We start from the raw sequence: 21,793 nt of genomic DNA on the forward strand, positions 1-21,793 counted from the left end.
GCTAAAACAGATTCTTTGAATTCTTTTGTGTGTTGAGCCATTGAGAGTCTCCTTTTGTTTTCTTTTAGTATACCTCAACTCTCCACGTTTAACTGTTCCGATTTCTATACTAGCACTACTAAGCCTTTCTTTAAAAGAGAAACAGAAGGATCAGTTTCCAATTTTGAACTTCTTTTTGAGCTAAGAAATGAGATTATTCGATTAGGTTTGGAAGAGAGTTTATCAATGAACGAGTTTAGAAACAGAGTGAAATCAGAGAATTTACCATCAGTGGATACAATTATGAGGAAAACAGGTAGGACTTGGGAAGAACTAATGGAGGAAATTGGTTTTGATTATAGAGAAATCAAGATTGAAAAATTAATTAGGAATTTCCAATAAAAGTATCATAACTTTTATATCATCTTGAATTCAGACAAGGAGAGAGCTAATGCAAAAATAGCTCTCTTTTTTTCTTTTATTTAGGGACATTAATAAATCAATATTGTTCCCTTTACTAATCGTTTTTTCTCTTACTACGGTTAAAAATAGTTGAGTACTCTTAATTCCATTGTATTAATCCTCCTATAGTCAAAAGTTATATTTGATTATTCTATATAAGTATTAGTCAAGTATAACGGATTTAGCTACAATAAAGCTACTAAAACAAAGGAGGTTATGACATGGAAAAAATTAGCTTACAACAGAGGTTACTTGGACAGGATATCTTGCCAGAATCTGCTCTTAGTAAAGAACTTCATTCAGTGAAGTTAGCGAATGAAAAATTATTGGTTGAATTAAATACAAACTATCATACGAATCAGGAAATGCTACTCTCTCTTGAGGAGATCACTGGGAAAACAATTGATGAGTCAACGACCATTTCACAACCCTTTTACAGTGATTTTGGAAAGCATATTTCATTTGGAAAGGATATATTTATCAATAAAAATGTTACCTTCGTTGATTTAGGAGGAATCACAATTGAAGATCATGTTTTAATTGGACCTGGTACTAGATTGATTACAGTGAACCATTTGACTGATCCAGAAAATAGAAGAGGACTTAGAGTCGCGTCAATTTTGATTAAAAAAAATGTTTGGATTGGAGCAAATGTCACCATTTTGCCAGGAATAACAGTCGGTGAAAATGCTATTATTGCAGCAGATTCAACGGTTACAAGGGATGTTGCTGATAATATTATTGTAGCTGGTAGTCCAGCAAGAGAAATAAGAAAGCTTGGTGTTGAAAAATAACTATTCGTACAATGAAAGAAGCTATAACTCTCATAAAACGTAAAAATCCTAGGAAAATGTTTTATGTACTAGGGATATTTTTTTTCTGTCTTTCGGGGTGTTCTATAGGGAAGACAGAACCTACTTTTATAGAGTTAAAAGAGAGTCAATTTATTAGTCAAAGTTCAACTAATGTGACAAACAAGGAGCAGGACGTGAAAATAAACTTGATTATTAATGATCAGACCTTTTCTCTAGATTTAGAAGCTAATAATGTAACGAGAGAACTTAGAAAAAAATTTCCACTTTCATTAAAAATGGATGATTTACATAGAAATGAGAAATATGTCTATTTACCAGAAGGATTACCAACAGAATCTCAAAAGATAAATCGCATTGAGAAAGGCGATGTGTTGTTATTTGGTACTGACTGTCTAGTTGTTTTCTATAAAAGTTTTGATACTCAATACTCGTATAGTCGAATTGGTAAAATTAGAGAGTCAGACAAACTGGATTTTTTGGAAGATGTAGATACAATACAAATAGAACTAAAGATAGCAGAATGATTAAAGGAGAGAATAACATGCCCATTAAAAATAAAGTAGTTATTATTACAGGAGCATCATCAGGGATTGGTGAAGCTACAGCAAAGCTTTTAGCTAAAAAGGGGGCGAAAGTCGTACTCGCCGCACGCAGAGAAGAAAAATTAATTAAATTGGTTGAAGAAATTAGACAGGATTCAGGTGAGGCTATTTATCAGGTCACAGATGTTACCAAATTCGAAGACAATCAAAAGTTGATTGATTTTGCAAAAGAAGCTTATGGTAAAGTAGACGTCATTTTTCTTAATGCAGGGATCATGCCTAACTCTCCATTATCTGCATTAAAAGTAGATGAATGGGATCAAATGATTGATATCAATATTAAGGGTGTTCTAAATGGAATCGCAGCAGTTTTACCTTCATTTATTGAACAAAAGTCAGGGCACGTGATTACAACCTCGTCAGTAGCTGGATTAAAAGCCTATCCTGGTGGAGCTGTTTATGGGGCAACAAAATGGGCAGTCCGAGATTTGATGGAGGTATTACGCATGGAATCTGCTCAAGAAGGCACAAATATTCGCACTGCAACCATTTATCCAGCAGCAATCAATACGGAATTACTAGATACGATTACAGATAAACAGACAGCAGAAGGAATGAAGGAATTATACGCTCAATATGGGATTACAGCAGATCGAATTGCTAGTATTGTAGCGTATGCAATTGATCAACCAGAAGATGTTAATGTAAATGAATTTACAGTAGGACCAACGAACCAACCATGGTAAATCAATTTGTACTACTGAAAAGAATAGAGGAAAGGAGTAACCAGATTTAATTTACAAATCTGGTGATCAACTAGGTATGACACAACGGATTTTTTCTAGTAAGTTAGGTATTACTAAATATTATCTTTCCAAAATAGAAAATGGTAAACAAAGAATTAGTGAAAATCTAGTAGAGAAGGTACAGTCAGTCTTTTGTTTAGAAGGAGGAATACTACCCATGGAAGCAAAACTTGACTTTCTTCGAGTTCGATTTAAACTTGATTCTCCTGAAGAAGTTATTGAAAAAGTATTGAAGATGGATTCCTCTGTTTTTGGATACCGAGAATATGGGTTTAATCACTACATTGAAACCTATTTCTTTAGTGAAATATTTATCTTCTCTAAATCTAATGACATTAATATGGGGATTATGATCGAGCTGAGAGGACAGGGATGTCGAGAATACGAATTAATCTTAGAGGAGAGGCAGGAAGGTTGGAATGATTTCTTCTGGCGTCTTTATCAAGATGATCTTTTTGGAAAGGGAATTTTACATAGATACTAAAATTACTCGGATCGATATTGCTTTAGACGAACAGCTTTCTTATTTATATCCAAATTATGATTTACACGAATTGAAACTAAAATATGAACAAGGACTAGTCGATACCACCTTTCGTAATTTTGATTACAGAGGTGGTTTTGTATTGAATAAAAATGAACGTATTAGTAAAGGATTATCTCTTTATTTTGGTTCAAGGCAATCTCCTTTGTACTTTAATTTTTATGAAAAAGATTACGAGCTGGCAAAAAAAGAAGGGCTATCGATTGAAATGGTGCATAAAAATATGGTGTTAAAAATAGATACGAAATCCGCCTTGCAAACGAAAAAGCCTATCTTTTTGTGGAATATCTATTGTCAACTGGCGAAACCATAGAGTGGGTTGCTAGAGAGCTAATTGATACCCCTTTAAAAGTTTTTGATTCTGATAATTAAGGAAATCGTATCAGTTACAGCGCCAACTGGCGAATGGTCATTGAAAGTATACAAGAATTGAAGCTGACCATGAAAGGAGAGAAGCCTAATTATGAAAAATCATTACGTTGGCTCTCCAATTATCTTGCCCCAACGCTAAAGAAAATTTGGATTATGGATCAAACCTTTGGTACGGATGAACTAATGACCTGTATTAAACAAGCAGAATTGAAAGAAAAAGACCAAGAGGAATTGGCGAAGTTGACCACAAGGATTAAAGAGTTGTTGATACAAGAGGAGGAAGAGGTTGTATCCTCTAAAACGGTATCCGTTACACAACAAGAGGTGGAACAGCTGTGAGCCCAATTTTTATTTGAATGAGAGGTGAACGACATGATTGAGTTATATATTGAGAACCCTAAAACACGTAAAGGACGTTGGTTTGAACTGCCTATTCTGTGGGAAGTGGTACAAGAAAAGTTAGCATTAGAAGACGAACAAGCTTATGAAATTAATGATTACTCAGCACCTATTAAGCTGTTTAATTTTGAAGATTTTGATTACATGAATGAAGTGGCTGAACAATTTGACGAACACGTAGGGTATGAAGCGATTAAGTATCTGGAGGAATTAATTGATGCTGGTTTCTTCAATGACCTGTTAGAAGCCTTTGAACAGATTGATGAAATATACGTCTATGCTGATTGTTACTCGTATACGTCCTATGCCGAACAACTAATGGATGATCTTGGCTATCTCTCTGGCGTACCAGATATTATCAAATGGAATACTGACTATGAAGGGATTGGAGAAAATTTACGTCAAAATGGCAGGCTCTATCAAGCGAATGATAATACCATTATAGAGGTCATGGCATGAACCAGAAACAATTAGTCGAGGAATTGAAGCACTATGGTTTTATTTGTTTGGAAGGGGAAATCCCTGAGCGACAAGCACGACAATTTCTTACCGTTAAGAAAATGACACAACGAGAGAATTTAGTGTTTCAGCCTACTAGAAGCAATTTTACGTTTACTTAATTCGATGGAAAAAAATAAGGACAGTGACATTAAAAAAATTTTAAATACACCGAGGGAAGAGGAGACTATTATTTCGATTTGTGATTGTTTAGTTATCTCTCTTGAAAAGGCAAAAGAAAATGCTTATTATTTGGAAAAAAGAATAGAGGAGATAGTGGAATTATTTGAGCGTAGATGATGGTGGCAAAATCTGAAAATTAGGTTTATTATAATGGTAACAATTTTTTATTGTTGAGAAAGGTCTTGATTATCATGAAAAATTCAGAGTTAAAAGAAGAAATGTTAGATTTATTGAGTCAAATGTATCGTGAGCTACCGGAACACGATTATCCCTCAATTAGTAGAATAATTCTTTTAGCTGCTAAGGATGTACAAGAAGATAAGCAATCTGTACCTTTTGTGGCAAATAAACTTTATAATAGCATCTATCAGACGGCTTTTCACGAGAAGTTATCTTTTTCTGATAATGTTACTAATCTAGTAAGAAAATGTCAAAAGCTATCTTTTCGACATGGGTCATGTTATGCAACTTCAGATATGAGAATGTCTTTATATCATTAAAAAATGCCACTACTAGCTTTAACAATATATTGCTTTTCTGAGTCTTAATTGATAAGTTGTGATTCCCTATTTTTTTACACTACTGTAAAAAAATAAGTAAAATAAAAGTGTTTGATAGTGAGTAATTCGTGGTATACTTGAGAAAAGGTTTTCAAAACGTTGGGAAGCGTGTTGTGATGCGGTATATTCCATCTATGTGGATGAAAATGGTCTGTTTTTTATCTGAATTATTTGTTGAGTAAGATACGATTATCATCGAAAAAAATGAGTCCTGTCACGCGGCATGTGACATAATTTAAGAGCTTTAAATTGAAGAAAGCCTATAATGTTTTGAGTTAAGTCTAGAGTGAAGGCGTTTGTTTAAATAATCTGAGGGTATTAGGGTTAATCACGGATAATAAAAAAACGAGTCCTGTCACGTGGCATGTGACATAATTTAAGAGCTTTAAATTAAAGAAAGCCTATAATGTTTTGAATCAAGTCTAGAGTGAAGGCGATTGTATAAATAATCCGAGGGTATTAGGGTTAATCACGGAGAATAAAAAAAAACGAGTCCTGTCACGCGGCATGTGACATAATTTAAGAGCTTTAAATTAAAGAAAGCCTATAATGTTTTGAATTAAGTCTAGAGCGAAGGCGATTGTATAAATAATCCGAGAGTATTAGAGTTAATCACGGAGAATAAAAAAAACGAGTCCTGTCATACGGTGTGTGACATAATTTAAGAGCTTTAAGTAAAAAAAGCCTATAATTTTTTGAACTAAACTTAGAATGAAGGCATTTGCTTAGAGAGTCAGAAAAGGTTAAAACTAATGCCAGAGAGTTAAAAAAACTGAGTCCTGTCACACGACATGTGACATAATCAAAGAGCCTTTTTCAAAAAACAACTAAGAGTATCTTGAACTAGGCCTAGAATGAAGGCGTTTGTTTAAATAATCAGACGAGGCTAAGCGAATGACAGTGAGTAATAAAAAATGAGTCCTGTCACGCATTACGTGATACTCACAATGAACGATTTTTTTTATAGAAAATGTTGAAGGGAAGCAGAAATGATAAAATTACAAGAAATTGATAAAACGAACTATAAAGCATGTGCGCAATTAAAAACGACTGAGGAGCAGACGCAGTTTGTAGCTCCCAACTGGTACTCACTATTGGAAGCTAATTACGAAGATCAGAGGCGAGCGTTTGGTGTTTATTCTGACAATGAAATGGTAGGTTTTATTATGTTCACTTACTATCAGGCTGATGCAAGCTATCCAGTTGATTCTTGGTGGATTGAACGTTTTATGATTGACTATCGCCATCAAAATAAAGGCTTTGGGAAGATCGGTTTAGTAAAAGGTCTTGAATGGTTTAGACAATTAAATTCTGGTGATGAATTGAGAATTTCTGCTGTTCCATCTAATCAAGTCGCAATTGAGTTATATCAACAACTAGGGTTTAGTTTGACAGGGGAAGAGGTAGACGGGGAGACCGTGTTATTATTAGAAAATTGATATGACGAGTAAAGAATGAGAATAAATTAAAAATCCACGAGTTTAGCTAGGCTATTTGCTAAACTCGTGGATTTTTTGTTGATTTCAATTAGTCATATTCTCTAGGCAAGCGTTCGGTAAAACCACAAGCAATTTCATAATTAATCGTATCAAGGTAGCCAGCGATTTCTTCAAGTGAAATAGTGTCAGCTTGATTTTGACCGACAAGAGTTACTAAAGTACCTACGGGGAAGGACTGGGGTAGTCTAATCATGCACTGATCCATACAAATTCTTCCAACAATTTCTGCTCGTTGACCTTCAATTAAGACTGAAAAACCTTGTAAACTACGTCGCCAACCATCTGCGTAACCTATTGGCAATGTGCCAATCCACTCATTTTCTTTTGCAGTATAAGTGGCACCATAACTAATTGACATGTCTTTTTGTAATTCCTTAACATGAACTAATTCAGTTGTTAGGCTAAGAGCTGGTTCCAATGTGAAAGGTGGAAGCTGAGTTGTTCCAGCAGGATTAAGTCCATACATCGCAATGCCAAAACGGATCAAGTTTGACTGAAAGTTTTCATGCCATAAGGCTGTCGCACTGTTAGCAGTGTGGCAATAGCGAGGCTTCTCATCAAGTTGGTTGATGAAATGTTCGAACTTTGTTTGTTGTAAGTGATAATATCCGTGATCAGATTCGTCAGCTGTAGAAAAATGGGTAAAAACCCCTTCAAATTTTAATGAATGACTTTGTTTTAGAAAAGTCACAGCTGCTAAGAAATCTTGTTCGTCACTAAATCCAAGTCTTCCCATGCCAGTATCGAGTTTTATATGGATTGCAAGTTTTTTTAGATAGGGATAAAGCTGTAGCGCTTGTTCAGCTTCTTTTAACCAATTTAGGCTAGTAACTGTAGCTGAGATTGCTAATTCAGACATTGTTGGAGCATAAGAACTATGGACAACGCCCATAACAAGTACAGGTTCCCAAAAACCGTTGTGTCGTAGTTCAATGGCTTCGTCAAGTGTTGCCACACAAAATCCTTTTGCACCGGCCTCTTGAGCAGCCTTGGCAATTTGAACGGCGCCATGGCCGTAGCCGTTTGCTTTAATAACGGCAAATAATTCTTGCCCGTCTTTTAAACGAGCAAGTTCGTTAGCTATATTATGCTGAATGGCTTTGCGTGAAATATGCAGTTTGGTTGGTCGAGTCCAACTAGTTGCCATCAGATCCCTCCTTCAAGTGTATCGATTTAGAGGTTTAATTTGAGCTAATTCAATGAGTTAGCCCTTATGAGTTAGATTAAGCATTGATTTAGCTCACAATTAAACATGAAGTGAAACTTGTTATTAGTTATACAAGTGATGAAATATATGTAAGCAGTTCGATTAAGCGTTTTTTCACTTCAAAAATCAGTTTATCATACCTATTATAGTAACCGCTTTCTTTTTTTGAATAGTAAGTATTCGAAACCCTTATAAAATCGAAGCTTTTATTTTGTATGATTGTGAATGTAAGCGTTGAAGTTTGTGAATAGTGAATAGGGAGAGATGAAATGAAAATTAAAAGTAAGGAGGAGAATTTCAAAAAACTATAGTGACAGGTTACACAATGTGGAGTCAAAAGGTGATGTTGATCTATTGTAGTTACTTTTTTTGCTTGATATTTCACTAAGTGGAAAGTTACTTGTTAAATATCGAGAATAATTAACTTAGCTTCACAGATAATTAAAATTACTTAGCAATCTTTGTACTGAATATTTGAAAAGACGACCGAATTCGCGTTATTGTCACCGAGCAAAAACGTGAAAGCAATTTGCCTCACTTTGATTTATTGTCGTCCTTTTGACAAACAAACACACTAAATATGAAAGCGGTGTTTTAAACAGAAGGACTGATTGACGCTCCAAATTTAATTGAAAAAGCCGATTATAACTGAAGGAGAATAGAAATGTCAGAAAAAAATGAATTAAAAAAGACACTAGGTTTTACAGTCGCCTTAACTACAATCGTTGGAATGGTCATTGGCTCGGGGATATTTTTTAAGCCTTACGCGATTTTTAGAGCCACTGGTGGTGCACCGGGATTAGGGATTATTGCGTGGATCGTGGCGGGGCTCCTTTCTTTAGCAGGGGCACTTACCGCAGCGGAAATTGCTGGGATGATTCCTAAAACAGGCGGTATGGTCACTTATTTGCATGATGTTTACGGTCCAAAAATGGGCTTTTTATCTGGTTGGGTTGATTCAACATTGTATCAAACAGGCTCTACAGCAGCTATTGCCGTAGTTTTTGGGGTTCAAGGAGCCAGTTTACTAGGATTTCCTCCAGGAGCCTATTGGCCAAAGGTTTTATTGGCAATTGGTACAATTGGTTTTCTAGCCTTTATGAATAATGTGGGCGCGAGGACCAGCGGTATTATCCAGAATATCGCGACGGTTGGAAAGCTAGTACCACTGGTTATTATTATTGCGGTCAGCTTTATTAAAGGAACGGGATCAGATGTTTTTACACCTTTGCTTGGTCCTGATTTGAATCCTGGAAAGGCCTTTTCACTAGCACTTTTAGCTGCTTTATTTGCTTTTGATGGTTGGATGGGCGTTGGGATGATTGCAGGAGAAATGAAGCAACCTGGGAGAGATTTGCCACGTGCACTAATTATTGGTATGACAGCAGTTGGCTTGATTTATTTAGTGATGAACATTGCTTATTTGTGGGTTGTCCCTGCGGATCAATTAATGTTAACTGAAACGCCAGCAGCCGAAGTCTCTCGTGTGCTCTTTGGTCAAAGAGGCGGACAATTTGTTTCAATTGGGATTCTCATCTCAGTTTTTGGTGGAGTCAATGGTTACGTCTTTACAGCTTCACGTTCAACTTTCACACTAGCCAATAGTAATAAAATTCCTTTTGCTAAAACGTTACAAAAAGTGAATAAAAATGGAGCCCCATCAAATGCAACTTGGTTTGTTTTTATTGTTTCATCTTTATATTGCTTGACAGGAAAATATGATTTATTAACGGATTTATCGACCTTTATGATTTGGAATTTTTATATTTTAACATTTTACGCAGTGATAAAATTAAGACGGGAACAGCCAGACGCTCTAAGGCCGTATAAAGTCCCACTTTATCCAATTATTCCGATAATTGCGATTGGCGGTGGTGCTTACGTAGTTATTAGTACGATTATTACACAGTTTAGCTATGCAGCGGCAGGGATTGGAATCATGTTGTTAGGACTACCAGTTTACGCTTATTATCAGAAAAAAGGAGTCCAAGAGGCCTTGAGTTAATTTTTGGTAAAAGTGAATGGAGACATATATTATAATTGCTATTCCACATTCGAATAGAAAAGATCGATTAATGTATTATCGTATAGGTAGTACTATTTTATCAACGGCGTCTAAGGGGAGAGGAGAGAAGAGGTTGGAGTATCCTAGAATTGTGACTGATCGGCGTAAATTGAAAGAGAATTTAGGTTATATGTCAGAAAAACTTCAGCAACATCATCTGTCATTTATGGCTGTCACTAAGGTGTTTTCGGCTCATCCAGAAATTATTAAGCTTTATGAAGCGTGTTCTGGACTTACATATTTAGGGGATTCGAGAATTGAGAATTTGAAAAGCTATCAACAAGCCAAGCAAGAAAAAGTCTTAATTCGAATTCCTATGCAGAGCGAAGTAGAGGCAGTGGTAGAGTATGCTGATATTAGCTTTAATTCAGAGTTAGCAACAATTGAGTGCTTAAATAAGGCTGCTGCAACAAGAGGAAAGGTTCACAGAATTGTTTTAATGGTTGACCTTGGAGACTTGCGAGAAGGGTATTATTACGAAGAAGACTTACTTGCGGATATCAATAAAATAAAAGCCCTTTCAGCTGTTAAAATAGTTGGTTTGGCCGTTAATTTGACTTGTTACGGAGCGGTTATTCCAGAAGAAAAAAATCTGAGTCGTTTATCAGCTTATAAAAAACAAGTAGAGGCGCTTTTAGGATACGAACTGGATATTATTTCTGGTGGTAATTCAAGCTCGTTCTATTTGCTAGATGACGAGACCCAACAAATGCCTGTAAGTATTAATAATTTGCGAATGGGTGAAGCGCTCGTTCTTGGCAAAGAAACAGCCTATAGTCAACCTATTAAGGCAATGAATCAGGATGTTTTCAAGCTAGAGGCAGAATTAGTCGAAGTCAAAGAGAAACCTTCGTTGCCAACTGGACGAATTGGCGTAAACGCCTTTGGGGAATCTCCTGAGTTTGAGGATAAGGGCATTATGACACGCGGGATTATTGCGATTGGCAAACAAGATGTTTCACCAGAGACAATTTTTCCGCTTGATCGTGACATAGAAATCATTGGGGCTAGTTCAGACCACATGATTTTGGATCTCACCCATGCAAAGACACCCTATCAAGTAGGGGATAAAATTAGTTTTGACTTAGAGTATGGGTCATTGTTAGCATGTTTTACCAGTCAATACGTTAAAAAAGAGTTTATATAATACAGGAGGTCATCATGATGAAAAACGTAAAAGTAATTATTTGGGGATTAGGCGCAATGGGTAGTGGCATTGCTGAGATGGTTATGAAAAAACAAGGAATTGAAGTTGTTGGGGCGATTGATATTGGTGATAAAGTTGGTAAGCCTATTTTTGAAATTCTTGGAAAAGAATTTCCAGAAAAAGAAAATATTTTAGTCGGCAGCTTGGAAGAGACGATTACTGAAAAAGCAGCGGATATTGTTATTTTATGTACGGATTCATTTACGAGTAAGGCCTTTGATAAGATCAAATTAATTGTTGAAAACAAAATGAATGTGATTACGACAGCGGAAGAAATGGCTTATCCAAAAGCTCAAAGTCCTGAGTTGGCAGCAGAAATGGATCGCTTGGCGAAGGAAAATGGTGTGTCAATTTTAGGGACTGGGATTAATCCAGGGCATATTATGGACACGTTAGTCCTCGTTATGACAGGTGCTTGTGAGGATATTAAACACATTACTTCAAGACGTGTTAATTCATTGTCACCATTTGGTAAAGCAGTCATGGAAGAGCAAGGAATTGGGATTACTTTAGAGGCGTTTGAAGCTGGGAAAAAGGACGGTACTTTAGCGGGACATGTCGGCTTCCCTGAATCAGTCATGATGATGTCCGATGCCCTAGGTCTAGGAATTGATGAAATTGAACAACAAATGGAACCGATCGTGACTGAGGTTGATCGTGTGGCACCTCATGGTGAAGCGAAAGCAGGACAGGTTGCTGGTGTTTCTATGAAAGCTTTTGGAAAACGAGATGGTAAAGTGTTGATTGAGATGGATCACCCGCAACAAATTGAGCCAGAGCAAGTTGGTGTAACCACAGGAGACTATGTGATTATTGATGGTAATCCGAAAATTAATTTAATCAACACCCCTGAAGTTGAGGGAGGGATTGGAACAATTGCGATGTGTGTTAATATGATACCTCAGACAATTAATGCCCGTCCGGGATTAGTGACAATGATTGATTTACCGTTGCCTCATGCAATTTTAGGTGATTTTCGTGATCAGATTCACCCAGATGCTAAAATTGTTTAGTAATTAAAAGACGAGTGGAGGAATTGAGAGATGGCAAAAAAAGGCGATTGGGTGACAGTTCACTCGATAATTTTGACTGCTGAAGAAAGAGCGCCACAATTACCAGTTGAGACGAAAGAAGTCCCATTGGAAATGTGGGTGAAAGGATTTTTAATCACAGACGCTGAAATTGATGATATAGTAGAAGTGAGAACGGTTACTAATAGAATTGAAAAAGGGCGATTGACAGAAGTATTCCCAACCTATACCCATAGCTTTGGTGATTATGTTCCAGAAATCGGCCAAATTGATCGGATTTTACAAACAGAATTATTTGGAGGTGAGTAGTGTGACGATGACTGATTATGAAGCGGTAATGGCTCGGCGAAGTGAAATTGTTAAGGACGCCATTCAAATCGATTACAATGACTTTGAACTAGAAGGAATTGCCTTTGATTATGAAAAAATGATGCAGCAGGCTGGATATAGTTTGTCAGAAATGATTGAAATTCAATCAAAACTTGGCGTTGGTAATACGCCAATTGTTGAGCTAACAAATCTCACAAATTTGGCTAGAAAATACGCGCCAGCAGGTAAAGGCGCCCGAATTTTCATCAAGGATGAAGCAGCTAACGCTTCTGGAAGTTTTAAGGATCGACGAGCAGCGGTGTCTGTCTATCACGCTAAAAAACTTGGTTATAAAGGGGTGATTGCTGCCACTTCTGGGAACTATGGTGCAGCTGTTGCTGCTCATGCAGCTAAGCTTGGCTTAAAGTGTATCGTGGTGCAGGAGTGCTTTGATTCAAAAGGAAAGGGTCAGCCTGAGATTGTTGAAAAAGCGCGTAAGTGTGAAGCTTTAGGAGCCGAAGTAGTTCAGATGACCGTTGGCCCCGAATTATTTTATAAGTTCTTACTCCTTTTAGAAGAGACAGGTTATTTCAACGCTTCGTTGTACACGCCTTTTGGAATAGCTGGAGTTGAAACTTTAGGTGCGGAAATTGTTCAGCAATTTGACAAAGAGTTAGGCAAGCAACCAGATGTTGTTGTGGCGACTAATGCTGGTGGCGGTAATTTAACTGGAACTGCTCGGGGGATGCGCTTGGCTGGTAATACGACGACAAAAATTGTAGCAGCAAGTGTTGATTTAAGTGGACTGCACATGGCTTCAGATACAGATTTCAATAGAAAGTCATTTACAACAGGTCATACAGGTTTTGGCGTTCCTTTTACCACTTCGCCAGATCGCTCTGACGTCCCTCGTTCTGCTGCTCGACCACTGAGATACATGGATCGTTATGTGCTTGTCAGACAAGGAGAAGTCTTCTTTATGACAGAAGCGTTAGCAAATCTAGAAGGACTTGAAAAAGGACCTGCTGGCAATACGTCCCTAGCTGCGGCTTTTGTCTTGGCTCAGGAAATGGAGCAAGATCAGATTATTTTAGTCCAAGAAACAGAATATACAGGTGCTGGTAAGAGCGTTCAGCCACAGTTATCCTTCGCAAGAACAAATGGGATAGAGCTTAAATTTGGTGATCCGCGAGAAGAGATTCCTGGGAAATCAATTATTTTGCCTAAAGACCCCAAAGATATCAGCATCCAAGAACTAGATTTGAATCGTTTACGTAAATCATTGGTTAAACATGCTATTAAGGAAAGTGGCAAAGAGCTTTCGCAAGTTGAATTGGCATATTTGGCAGAAGAAATTAATGGCACAGTTGCTGATGTGACAACTATTATTGATGAGTTATAGGAAAGGACATAATTATGGACACAATTAAATTTGAAGAAGCTAGAAAGCATCTAGTTGGATTATCAGATGAAGAACTTAAAACGCGTTTTTGGGAATTATCAGAAGAAATCGTTGAACCTCTGTTAGATATGGGATATAAGTATACCTCGCCTTCGATTGAACGGTCTGTATTATTGCGGATGGGCTTTTCATCAGTTGAGGCTGCGAAGCTAGTCAATACGGTGATTGCTCACGAACTGATGGGGAAAGGTGCCGGTCATATTGTTTACCGGATTGCCCAAGAAAATCAGTTAGATATTCGTGAAGCTGGTTTAAAGCTATATAATGATGAGCTTTGGGATCAAGTGGATCAACTTTTCAAAGGAGGTAACGCCTAATGTCGAAAGAGATTAAGTTAGAAAAAAATGAAAAATTAGATGTTTTTGAGGTATTAAATGATTTAGAAAATTACCGTCCGCGACGTAAAAATTGGATATGGCGAACACCTGTACCTAATTATCAAATGCACAAGTTTACTTATAAGGATATGGCCGAATCGTTGAAGCAATGCGTGCCACTTCCTTCGGCAAAGTATTTTAATAACATTGATCCACAGGGGACGGCAACAATTACAACTGAAATTGCATCAGGTCGTTTTGAGGATGACATTCGTCGAATGAGAATGTCGGCATGGCATGGTGCCGATCATATCATGGTTATTCGGACGGCTGGTCAATCTCACTTTGAAGGTCTGATTGAGGGAACTCCTCAAGGAACTGGTGGCATACCAATCACGCGTAAGCAGGTGCGAGCGCAGCGTAAAGCACTAGATGCGATTGAAGATGAAGTTGGACGTCCAATTAACTATCACAGCTATGTATCGGGAATTGCTGGACCAGAAGTGGCCGTTATGTTTGCTGAGGAAGGGGTCAATGGGGCTCACCAAGACCCGCAATATAATGTACTTTACCGTAATATTAATATGGTTCGTTCATTTGTTGATGCCTGTGAATCTAAAAAAATTATGGCTTGGGCAGGAATTGCTCAAATTGATGGCGCTCATAATGCCAATGCAACTGCCAGAGAAGCTTGGAAGGTCATGCCTGAATTAATTGTTCAACATGGGATTAACTCGGCCTTTTCTTACAAAGTCGGTATGGAAAAATCTAATATTTGTCTATCAACTGTTCCGCCAACTGCGCCACCAGCTCCGTCTATGTACTTAGACTTACCATATGCTGTCGCGCTGAGAGAATTGTTTGACGAATACCGGATGCGGGCGCAACAAAATACTAAATACATGGAAGCATCGGCTCGTGAAGCGACTGTTACCCATGTCTTGAATTTATTGATTTCAAAACTAACATCTGCTGATATTCAATCAACAATCACACCTGATGAAGGTCGAAATGTGCCGTGGCATATTTACAATGTCGAGGCTGTTGATACAGCGAAACAGGTTTTCCAAGGGCTTGATGGCTTAAATGAGATGTTAGAGTTGAAAGAAGACGGGCCATTACGTGAAAATGCCCGCGAAATTAAGGAACGTGCTATCTTATTTATGGAAGCAATTATTAACTCAGGCGGTTACTTCCAAGCAGTCGAGGATGCTTTCTTTGTTGATTCTGGCAATTTCCCAGAGAGAAACGAAGACGGAATTTCTCGTAAAATTAATGGAGGGGTTGGCGAAGGGACTGTTTATTTACGTGATGATGATTACATGGCACCAGTTACCGCTCACTTTGGTTACAATAATGTAGCTCAATATGATCCAAGTGCTGTGGATAATCCTGCTAAATTAATTGGCGGTTCAACTCTTGAACAACCAGAAAAAATTATCTTTATTGATGAGTTAGATGAGAATGATAATGTGAATGTCCGTTTGGCAGAAACTGCTGAATTACGTGAGCAAAATCTAATTGCTCCAGAAGCACAGTGGCAAGGCGATGGAGTTATTTTATTGACTATGATGATCCCAGAATCAGCACGAGTGGCTGAATTTGCGGCCTTAGAGATGGCTCAAAAGATGGGCTTGGCTGATGCGGAAGTTATTAATAAAGAAGTTATGCAATACGCTGAGGGTACGCGGATTGAGATGAAGGCGCGGGTGCCATTCACAGTCAAAAAAGATGAATTAATCATTCCAGAAGAGCCAGTTATTCTATCAGATGAAGAGCTTCGTGAAGATATTAAGCGTAAAAAAATGGTACTTGTAGCAGGAACCGTTGGCGAAGATGAGCATTCTGTTGGTCTACGTGAAATCATTGATATTAAGCACGGAGGCATTGAGAAATATGGAATTGAAGTGCATTATCTAGGAACTAGTGTACCAGTTGAAAAAATAGTTGATGCGGCGATTGAATTAAATGCAGATGGTATTTTAGCATCTACAATCATAAGTCATGATGACATACACTACAAAAATATGAAGCGTATCAATGATCTAGCGATTGAAAAAGGCGTTCGAGATAAAGTTATGATTATGGCAGGAGGAACTCAAGTTATTCCTGAAATTGCAACTGGTAAATATGGTATGGATGGGGCTTTTGGTCGAGGAAGTAACGGTCAACAAGTTGCAACAGCCTTAGTTGAAAGAAGACGGGAAATGGAAAGAGAAGATGCCTAATGAAAATAGATGTCTTAGTAGCTGAAATCGGGTCAACGACGACGGTGGTTAATGCGTTTCATCATGTTCATAGTGATCATCCAGAGTTTATTGGACAAGGTCAGGCGGCAACGAGCGTCGAAGCTGGAGATGTCCGAATTGGCTTACAAAACAGTATTAACGATCTGAAAAAAAATTTAAAGCTTGAAACACTTGAATACAATGAAATGTTTGCCACATCAAGTGCAGCAGGCGGTTTGAAGATGACGGTTCACGGTTTGGTATTTGACATGACGGCAAGGGCTGCTAAAGAAGCAGCTCTTGGCGCTGGTGCGATTGTTCGGATTGTGACTTCAGGTAAGTTGAGACGGACTGATTTGAAACGGATTACCGATGATAATCCGAACATCATTTTATTAGCGGGGGGTGTGGATTATGGCGAACGGGAAACGGCTCTCGATAATGCTGAGAAAATTTGTGATTTGGGTTTAAGTATCCCAGTAATCTACGCTGGTAATATTGAAAATGACGAAGAGATTAAGCTGATTTTTGAAGGAAGTCAGAATGAATTATTCATCGTTGAGAATGTATTTCCGAAGATAGATGAGCTCAATGTGGAGCCGACAAGAAGAGTCATTCAACAAGTCTTTGAAGATCACATCATTCATGCACCAGGGATGGAGCATATTTATGAGCTAGTAAATGAAACGATTACACCAACGCCAGCTTCAGTGATGAATATCAGTAAATTGATTTATGAACATTTTGGCGATGTTTTGGTCGTAGATGTTGGTGGCGCAACAACCGATGTTCATTCAGTGACTGAAGGAAATGAAGCCATATCACGGATTCAGGTAGCGCCAGAACCATTAGCTAAACGAACAGTTGAAGGCGATTTAGGTATGTATATTAACATGCAAAATGTGGTGGATATTATTGGTGCAGAAGAGCTGATAAAGGAAGGATTTATTTTAGATGAGCTCTTAGCGAATTATCACGCAATTCCTCAGAATGAGGCAGAGCAAAAGCTAATTGAACGTTTATCAGAAATTGCGACGATTACAGCGGTTCATCGTCATGTTGGCAAGATTCGGTATGTTTATGGACCAAGTGGTCGAGGAATGTTAGCTCAAGGAAAGGATTTAACAACGGTTAAGTACATTATTGGTACAGGTGGTGCATTGACACAACTCAGTAATGGTAAAGAAATTCTTGAAAAATTAGTTCAAGAAGAAAAAACAACTGAATTGCTGTTACCGACTAGAGTTAAAATCTTATTAGATCATGATTATATCATGGCGTCGTTGGGTGTCCTAGCCTATAAATATGAAGAAGCTGCGCTTATTCTATTAAAAAAATCATTAAGAATAAGTGAATAGGATTGTGCTTGATAAAATTCGAACGCGAATGATTTATGCTTTTTAAGATGGAATGTCCGTTTTTAACATTGCGAATCTCTCACTTAAAAAAACTGTGGCTACTGCTTTAAGTCAAACCTAAGAAAGCAATTACTTAGGCGTTGCGACCAAAAATATGATTTTTAGGAGTTTGTGGCTTAAAGCGGTAGCAGATGGCATTAAACATGGACGACACATATTTATTTTCCAGACGACTGATATGCATCACGATATTAATGTCTTCAGTCCGAGTGAGGTGCTTAATGACTTTGATGTCACCAGTTTCAATGAACTCCTCAAGTCGGCCAATACGAACGATTCCTAGCATATTTTCATGACGAATGGCTTTTTCAACTGCCTCGTCACTGCTACAATTGATGATTGTTGGCCGTGAGGTTGCTCGGTGAAAAAAGCTATCATAAGAATATTTTTCGAGTTTATCAATCACAACAGGATATTTCTCAAGGTAGTATTCCATGTCACGTTCTTCTTTATATAGTTTGCTTGAAATGCAAAGAGCGGTAGATTCGGCTCCGATTTTTTCGTAAAGTAGTTCGGAAGAAGTGATGTTACCAGAAACAATTCCTAAGTCTATTTCATTACGGACCAGTCGTTGGATAACTTGCTCATTGCTACTACCATCCACTTGAAACGACAGTGTTGGGAATTTTTCGAGCATAGTATTCATAGTAGGGATAAAGTACTTGAACAGATAATAATCATGTCCCTGAAGTTGCATGGTGAATTTTTCACCATGATCTGGGCGGATTGTTTTAATTAAATTTAGCTCGCGTAAAATATTTGTAGTGTAGGCTAAAAGTTGCTCTCCAGCAAATGTTAAAGTGTAACTACCGTCCTTTTTAATTAGTAAATCTGTCCCAATCTCGTTTTCTAAGCTTTGAATATGCTTAGTAACGGTTGGCTGTGAGTAATTCAATTTGTTAGCAGCACGAGTTAAATTAAGCTCTTGTGAGACGACTTGAAATGTTTCTAATGTTCGGATTTCCATGATTAGTCTCCTTTTATAATAAAACTTAGTACACAATGAAATATATCATGGAAACTAATAAAAAGAAAGGGATACCAAAAATAAAATTAAGTTGCCCTTTAATTTTTTCTCAATAAAAAAATAGGTAGGTGATATGACATGAAACTTTACACAAAAGGCGGCGACAAAGGAAAAACATCATTGATTGGTGGCCAGCGTGTACTGAAAGATTCTGTTAGAGTTGAAGCATATGGAACAGTGGACGAGTTGAATTCAGCGGTTGGCGTTGTTGTAAGTTTATTAAAGACGACTGAGCTGAAGGTTTTTAGAGAGGAGCTTTTACAAATCCAACAATTTCTATTTGATGCAGGGAGCGATTTGGCGGTACCAGAACCAACGAAAGAATTCCGGCTTCAATCTGCTTCAGTGACATGGCTAGAGGAGCGAATAGATAGCTATTCTGCAGAAGTTCCACCGATTGAAGAATTTATTTTACCTGGCGGGGACATAATTAGTTCTCAACTGCATGTGTGTCGCACGATTACTCGAAGAGCAGAGCGACGAACAATTAGTATTCTAAAGGACGAAAACTTAAATGACCAAGCGGTTAAATTTTTAAATCGACTTTCAGATTATTTTTTTATCACAGCAAGATTTGTTAACTATAAGCTAGGTGAAAGTGATATTTTTTATCAAAGAAGCGGCAAGGTTTTTCGTAATTAGCATGTAAGTAGAGTTTTAAATATAAGCAGATGATTAAGGACGGTGTAAGACATGATAGAAAGACTGACTACTCAGCAACAATTTGAAGAAAGTTATTTGGCTAATATGTACGCTTTTCGAGCAGGTATTATGGGAACTGAGGAAGATCAACAGGCTTATTATAACAAATGTCAACATACTGACAATTATGCCGTATATCAGGAAGGTAAATTGACTAATCAGGTAATCAATCTTCCTTATGATGCGAGTATTTATGGCGTGAAAATGTCGATGGGAGGCGTGGCAGATGTCTTAACGATTCCTACAGAAAGAGGCAAGGGGATCATAAGACAAATTTATAAGGAGCTTTTTGCTGATTATTACAAAAATGGCACTATTCTATCATATTTGGCGCCTTTTTCTCATCGTTTTTACCGAAATTATGGCTATGCTTCGGGAATTGAGGATCAATTTGTCACTGCTTCATCCTATGAGTTAGCAAAGGTGCCTTCAGAGAAAGCGGGTTCTTTTTTCGAAATTGATCGAAAAAATCATAAGGATCAAGCTAAATTAAAGGCAATCTATGCAGAGACAAATGAAGTTAAACACGGTGCATTTATTCGACCTGATTATTGGTGGGACTTTATTTTTGCTTATTATCCAACTAGACATTATGTGATAGCTTATGATGAGTTCAATCAAGCAGTTGGTTATTTGATGTATGAACTTGATGGAGAAACTGAAACTTTTTCAGTTCGCGAGTGGGGCTACAAAAATGGATTTGGTTTAAGAAAAATATTGACGTATCTAAAAAATCATGCAGGAACTTTTTCGACTTTTAAGATTAAAACATCACCTTATGATAAATGGTATTTACAAATGGATGAGCCAGCGATGTTAAAAATTGAAACGACTCCAACTTTGATGATTCGGATTGTATTATTAGAGGCGTTTATAGAAAAGTTTCCATTTGTTAATGAGGAATCTCAGCGTTTTGTTATTGAGGTGGAGGATCATGATTGCCAGTGGAATCGAGGGACGTGGGTTCTAGAGGTTGTTGCTGGTAAAGGGAAATTGACTCCCGGAGCTCCTGAAGAGAAGGTCGATATTTGCGGAACAATCGAAGCCTTTACACAATTATTCTTCAATGTAATGTCGTTAGAAACATTGTTAATCAATGGAATGGTTGATGCTCGACATGAGAGGCTTACTCAATTTGATCGACTTATTCCTAAAGAAAAGCCGTATGCTTACGATCACTTTTAATTGAATTATTAAGAGATTGTGATAAAAAGTATCAATGGCATGTCGCATCAGGCTAAGAGGTAAACTAATAAAATAAAAAAGCCAAAATAGTGTTAAAATATAAAAGAAAGTCAAAATATGAGCTTGCTAATCGGAAGCGGTTTCTGTATACTTTGGTTATTAGTTTAGATGTCCTAAACAAGGAAATGAGGTGCAAGGCCTCAACAGACCCTTTCTACTGTGTGGTGGATGAAAACTTGACTTTGCCGGCAATCCGGAAGACAAGGAAGTAAGAAGAAACCGAGTCAGAGCACTTGTTTAGACCATTTTTATAGACAATTCTATTGGGGATTTTGTCTTGTAATTCGTGAGAATCAATGGCGATTATTTACTAAATTACAAGGCATTCTGTGGAGCAGAGTGTCTTATTTGTTGTGTCCAAAAGTGAGTGTCTATACAGGAACTAAATGAGTGAGAAAGAGGAGGATGTAGGATGAATGTGAAAAAAATAACGTGGGTAAGCTTGTTGTTAGCAATGTGTGTGATTGGAGCAAATTTTAAAATTTTAGGGTCTATCGCCCTAGATTCGTTTCCAGCCTTTCTCGGGGCTATTATGCTAGGCCCAATTTATGGCGCTTTCCTTGGTGTTGCGGGTCATCTTATGTCAGCACTACTGTCTGGTTTTCCGCAATCTTTACCGCTTCATTTAGTAATAGCTGCTTTGATGGGGCTGTGCATGTTTGCTTTTGGCTGGATTAGAGAGCATGTCAAACCAGGAACGATTCAGAATAAGGTGATCAGCTGGGTTGTGGCTTATGTTATTAATGTGCCACTGGATTTGATCCTTTTATCCCCAGTTTTAAAGGAAGTCGTTTTCGTCTTATTTATTCCACTAACGCTAGCAACGTTGGTAAATTTAGGAATTACAGAAATGGTTTACCTGGTGCTACCCAGTCGAATCAAAGAGTTTAAAAGAAAGGCAGTCTAGTTTTTGGGG

General features: G+C 37.6%; 23 protein-coding genes and 2 pseudogenes. 23 read left to right on the top strand and 2 right to left on the bottom strand.

Annotated elements, in window-relative coordinates:
- Window positions 1–225: 225 nt before the first annotated feature.
- The 12 genes and pseudogenes from AC5KOD_RS08955 (at window position 226) to AC5KOD_RS09010 (ending at window position 6,599) form a co-directional block, all read left to right on the top strand.
- Window positions 226–381, top strand: a complete 156-nt coding sequence (locus tag AC5KOD_RS08955; RefSeq protein ID WP_496914209.1) for a hypothetical protein — start codon at window positions 226–228, stop codon at window positions 379–381.
- 281 nt (window positions 382–662) lie between these two features.
- A complete protein-coding gene (locus tag AC5KOD_RS08960; RefSeq protein ID WP_496914210.1) occupies window positions 663–1,235 on the top strand; it encodes a DapH/DapD/GlmU-related protein in 573 nt (190 codons plus the stop codon).
- A gap of 194 nt (window positions 1,236–1,429) precedes the next feature.
- Window positions 1,430–1,780: a cyclophilin-like fold protein gene (locus AC5KOD_RS08965; protein ID WP_496914211.1), complete on the top strand. Its 351-nt coding sequence runs from the start codon at window positions 1,430–1,432 to the stop codon at window positions 1,778–1,780.
- Window positions 1,781–1,797: 17 nt separating this feature from the next.
- Window positions 1,798–2,544, top strand: a complete 747-nt coding sequence (locus tag AC5KOD_RS08970; RefSeq protein WP_496914212.1) for an SDR family oxidoreductase — start codon at window positions 1,798–1,800, stop codon at window positions 2,542–2,544.
- A 76-nt stretch (window positions 2,545–2,620) separates the two neighbouring features.
- Window positions 2,621–2,719 (top strand): annotated as a pseudogene (locus AC5KOD_RS08975) (helix-turn-helix domain-containing protein); the annotation flags it as partial.
- A gap of 42 nt (window positions 2,720–2,761) precedes the next feature.
- Window positions 2,762–3,088, top strand: a complete 327-nt coding sequence (locus tag AC5KOD_RS08980) for a hypothetical protein (RefSeq protein ID WP_496914258.1) — start codon at window positions 2,762–2,764, stop codon at window positions 3,086–3,088.
- Window positions 3,024–3,461, top strand: a complete 438-nt coding sequence (locus tag AC5KOD_RS08985; protein ID WP_496914213.1) for a replication initiation factor domain-containing protein — start codon at window positions 3,024–3,026, stop codon at window positions 3,459–3,461. The genes AC5KOD_RS08980 and AC5KOD_RS08985 overlap by 65 nt, the downstream gene beginning before the upstream one ends.
- A pseudogene (locus AC5KOD_RS08990) lies at window positions 3,428–3,859 on the top strand (replication initiation factor domain-containing protein). Before AC5KOD_RS08985 ends, AC5KOD_RS08990 begins: the two are co-directional and overlap by 34 nt.
- A gap of 33 nt (window positions 3,860–3,892) precedes the next feature.
- Entirely contained in the window at window positions 3,893–4,378 is a 486-nt protein-coding gene (locus tag AC5KOD_RS08995) for an antirestriction protein ArdA (protein ID WP_496914214.1), read from the top strand.
- On the top strand, window positions 4,375–4,539 hold the full coding sequence (locus AC5KOD_RS09000) for a hypothetical protein (protein ID WP_496914215.1): 165 nt from the start codon (window positions 4,375–4,377) through the stop codon (window positions 4,537–4,539). Before AC5KOD_RS08995 ends, AC5KOD_RS09000 begins: the two co-directional genes overlap by 4 nt.
- 252 nt (window positions 4,540–4,791) lie before the next feature.
- Complete coding sequence (locus AC5KOD_RS09005; RefSeq protein ID WP_496914216.1) at window positions 4,792–5,100, top strand: bacteriocin immunity protein; 309 nt, start codon at window positions 4,792–4,794, stop codon at window positions 5,098–5,100.
- Window positions 5,101–6,149: 1,049 nt separating this feature from the next.
- A complete protein-coding gene (locus AC5KOD_RS09010) occupies window positions 6,150–6,599 on the top strand; it encodes a GNAT family N-acetyltransferase (RefSeq protein WP_496914217.1) in 450 nt (149 codons plus the stop codon).
- 88 nt (window positions 6,600–6,687) lie between these two features.
- On the opposite strand, the gene alr is transcribed toward AC5KOD_RS09010, so the two are convergent.
- Entirely contained in the window at window positions 6,688–7,806 is a 1,119-nt protein-coding gene (alr, locus tag AC5KOD_RS09015) for an alanine racemase (RefSeq protein ID WP_496914218.1), read from the bottom strand.
- Between the two features lie 724 nt (window positions 7,807–8,530).
- Between alr and AC5KOD_RS09020 the strand changes: the two genes are divergently transcribed.
- The 8 genes from AC5KOD_RS09020 (at window position 8,531) to AC5KOD_RS09055 (ending at window position 17,843) form a co-directional block, all read left to right on the top strand.
- A complete protein-coding gene (locus AC5KOD_RS09020) occupies window positions 8,531–9,871 on the top strand; it encodes an APC family permease (protein ID WP_496914219.1) in 1,341 nt (446 codons plus the stop codon).
- Window positions 9,872–10,004: 133 nt separating this feature from the next.
- Entirely contained in the window at window positions 10,005–11,078 is a 1,074-nt protein-coding gene (orr, locus tag AC5KOD_RS09025) for an ornithine racemase Orr (protein ID WP_496914220.1), read from the top strand.
- Window positions 11,079–11,095: 17 nt separating this feature from the next.
- Entirely contained in the window at window positions 11,096–12,151 is a 1,056-nt protein-coding gene (gene ord / locus AC5KOD_RS09030) for a 2,4-diaminopentanoate dehydrogenase (RefSeq protein WP_496914221.1), read from the top strand.
- 30 nt (window positions 12,152–12,181) lie between these two features.
- The gene (gene ortA, locus AC5KOD_RS09035; protein ID WP_496914222.1) at window positions 12,182–12,478 is read left to right on the top strand and encodes a 2-amino-4-oxopentanoate thiolase subunit OrtA; all 297 of its coding nucleotides are present in this window, start codon (window positions 12,182–12,184) and stop codon (window positions 12,476–12,478) included.
- 7 nt (window positions 12,479–12,485) lie between these two features.
- A complete protein-coding gene (ortB, locus tag AC5KOD_RS09040) occupies window positions 12,486–13,880 on the top strand; it encodes a 2-amino-4-oxopentanoate thiolase subunit OrtB (protein WP_496914259.1) in 1,395 nt (464 codons plus the stop codon).
- 14 nt (window positions 13,881–13,894) lie between these two features.
- Window positions 13,895–14,257 carry an ornithine aminomutase subunit alpha gene (locus AC5KOD_RS09045; protein WP_496914223.1) on the top strand — a complete coding sequence of 121 codons (363 nt, stop codon included), beginning with the start codon at window positions 13,895–13,897 and terminating at the stop codon, window positions 14,255–14,257.
- Entirely contained in the window at window positions 14,257–16,485 is a 2,229-nt protein-coding gene (gene oraE / locus AC5KOD_RS09050; protein WP_496914224.1) for a D-ornithine 4,5-aminomutase subunit OraE, read from the top strand. The genes AC5KOD_RS09045 and oraE overlap by 1 nt, the downstream gene beginning before the upstream one ends.
- Window positions 16,485–17,843 carry a GlmL-related ornithine degradation protein gene (locus AC5KOD_RS09055; RefSeq protein WP_496914225.1) on the top strand — a complete coding sequence of 453 codons (1,359 nt, stop codon included), beginning with the start codon at window positions 16,485–16,487 and terminating at the stop codon, window positions 17,841–17,843. The genes oraE and AC5KOD_RS09055 overlap by 1 nt, the downstream gene beginning before the upstream one ends.
- 133 nt (window positions 17,844–17,976) lie before the next feature.
- Here AC5KOD_RS09055 and AC5KOD_RS09060 read toward each other — a convergent pair whose 3' ends face one another.
- Window positions 17,977–18,870, bottom strand: a complete 894-nt coding sequence (locus tag AC5KOD_RS09060; RefSeq protein ID WP_496914226.1) for a LysR family transcriptional regulator — start codon at window positions 18,868–18,870, stop codon at window positions 17,977–17,979.
- A 138-nt stretch (window positions 18,871–19,008) separates the two neighbouring features.
- On the opposite strand from AC5KOD_RS09060, the gene AC5KOD_RS09065 reads away from it, so the two are divergent.
- The 3 genes from AC5KOD_RS09065 (at window position 19,009) to AC5KOD_RS09075 (ending at window position 21,784) form a co-directional block, all read left to right on the top strand.
- Window positions 19,009–19,572, top strand: a complete 564-nt coding sequence (locus AC5KOD_RS09065) for a cob(I)yrinic acid a,c-diamide adenosyltransferase (protein ID WP_496914227.1) — start codon at window positions 19,009–19,011, stop codon at window positions 19,570–19,572.
- A 51-nt stretch (window positions 19,573–19,623) separates the two neighbouring features.
- Window positions 19,624–20,817: a GNAT family N-acetyltransferase gene (locus AC5KOD_RS09070; RefSeq protein WP_496914228.1), complete on the top strand. Its 1,194-nt coding sequence runs from the start codon at window positions 19,624–19,626 to the stop codon at window positions 20,815–20,817.
- A 472-nt stretch (window positions 20,818–21,289) separates the two neighbouring features.
- A complete protein-coding gene (locus tag AC5KOD_RS09075) occupies window positions 21,290–21,784 on the top strand; it encodes an ECF transporter S component (protein WP_496914229.1) in 495 nt (164 codons plus the stop codon).
- Window positions 21,785–21,793: the final 9 nt, after the last annotated feature.

The sequence above is a fragment of the Vagococcus sp. WN80Y genome, from assembly GCF_059621045.1.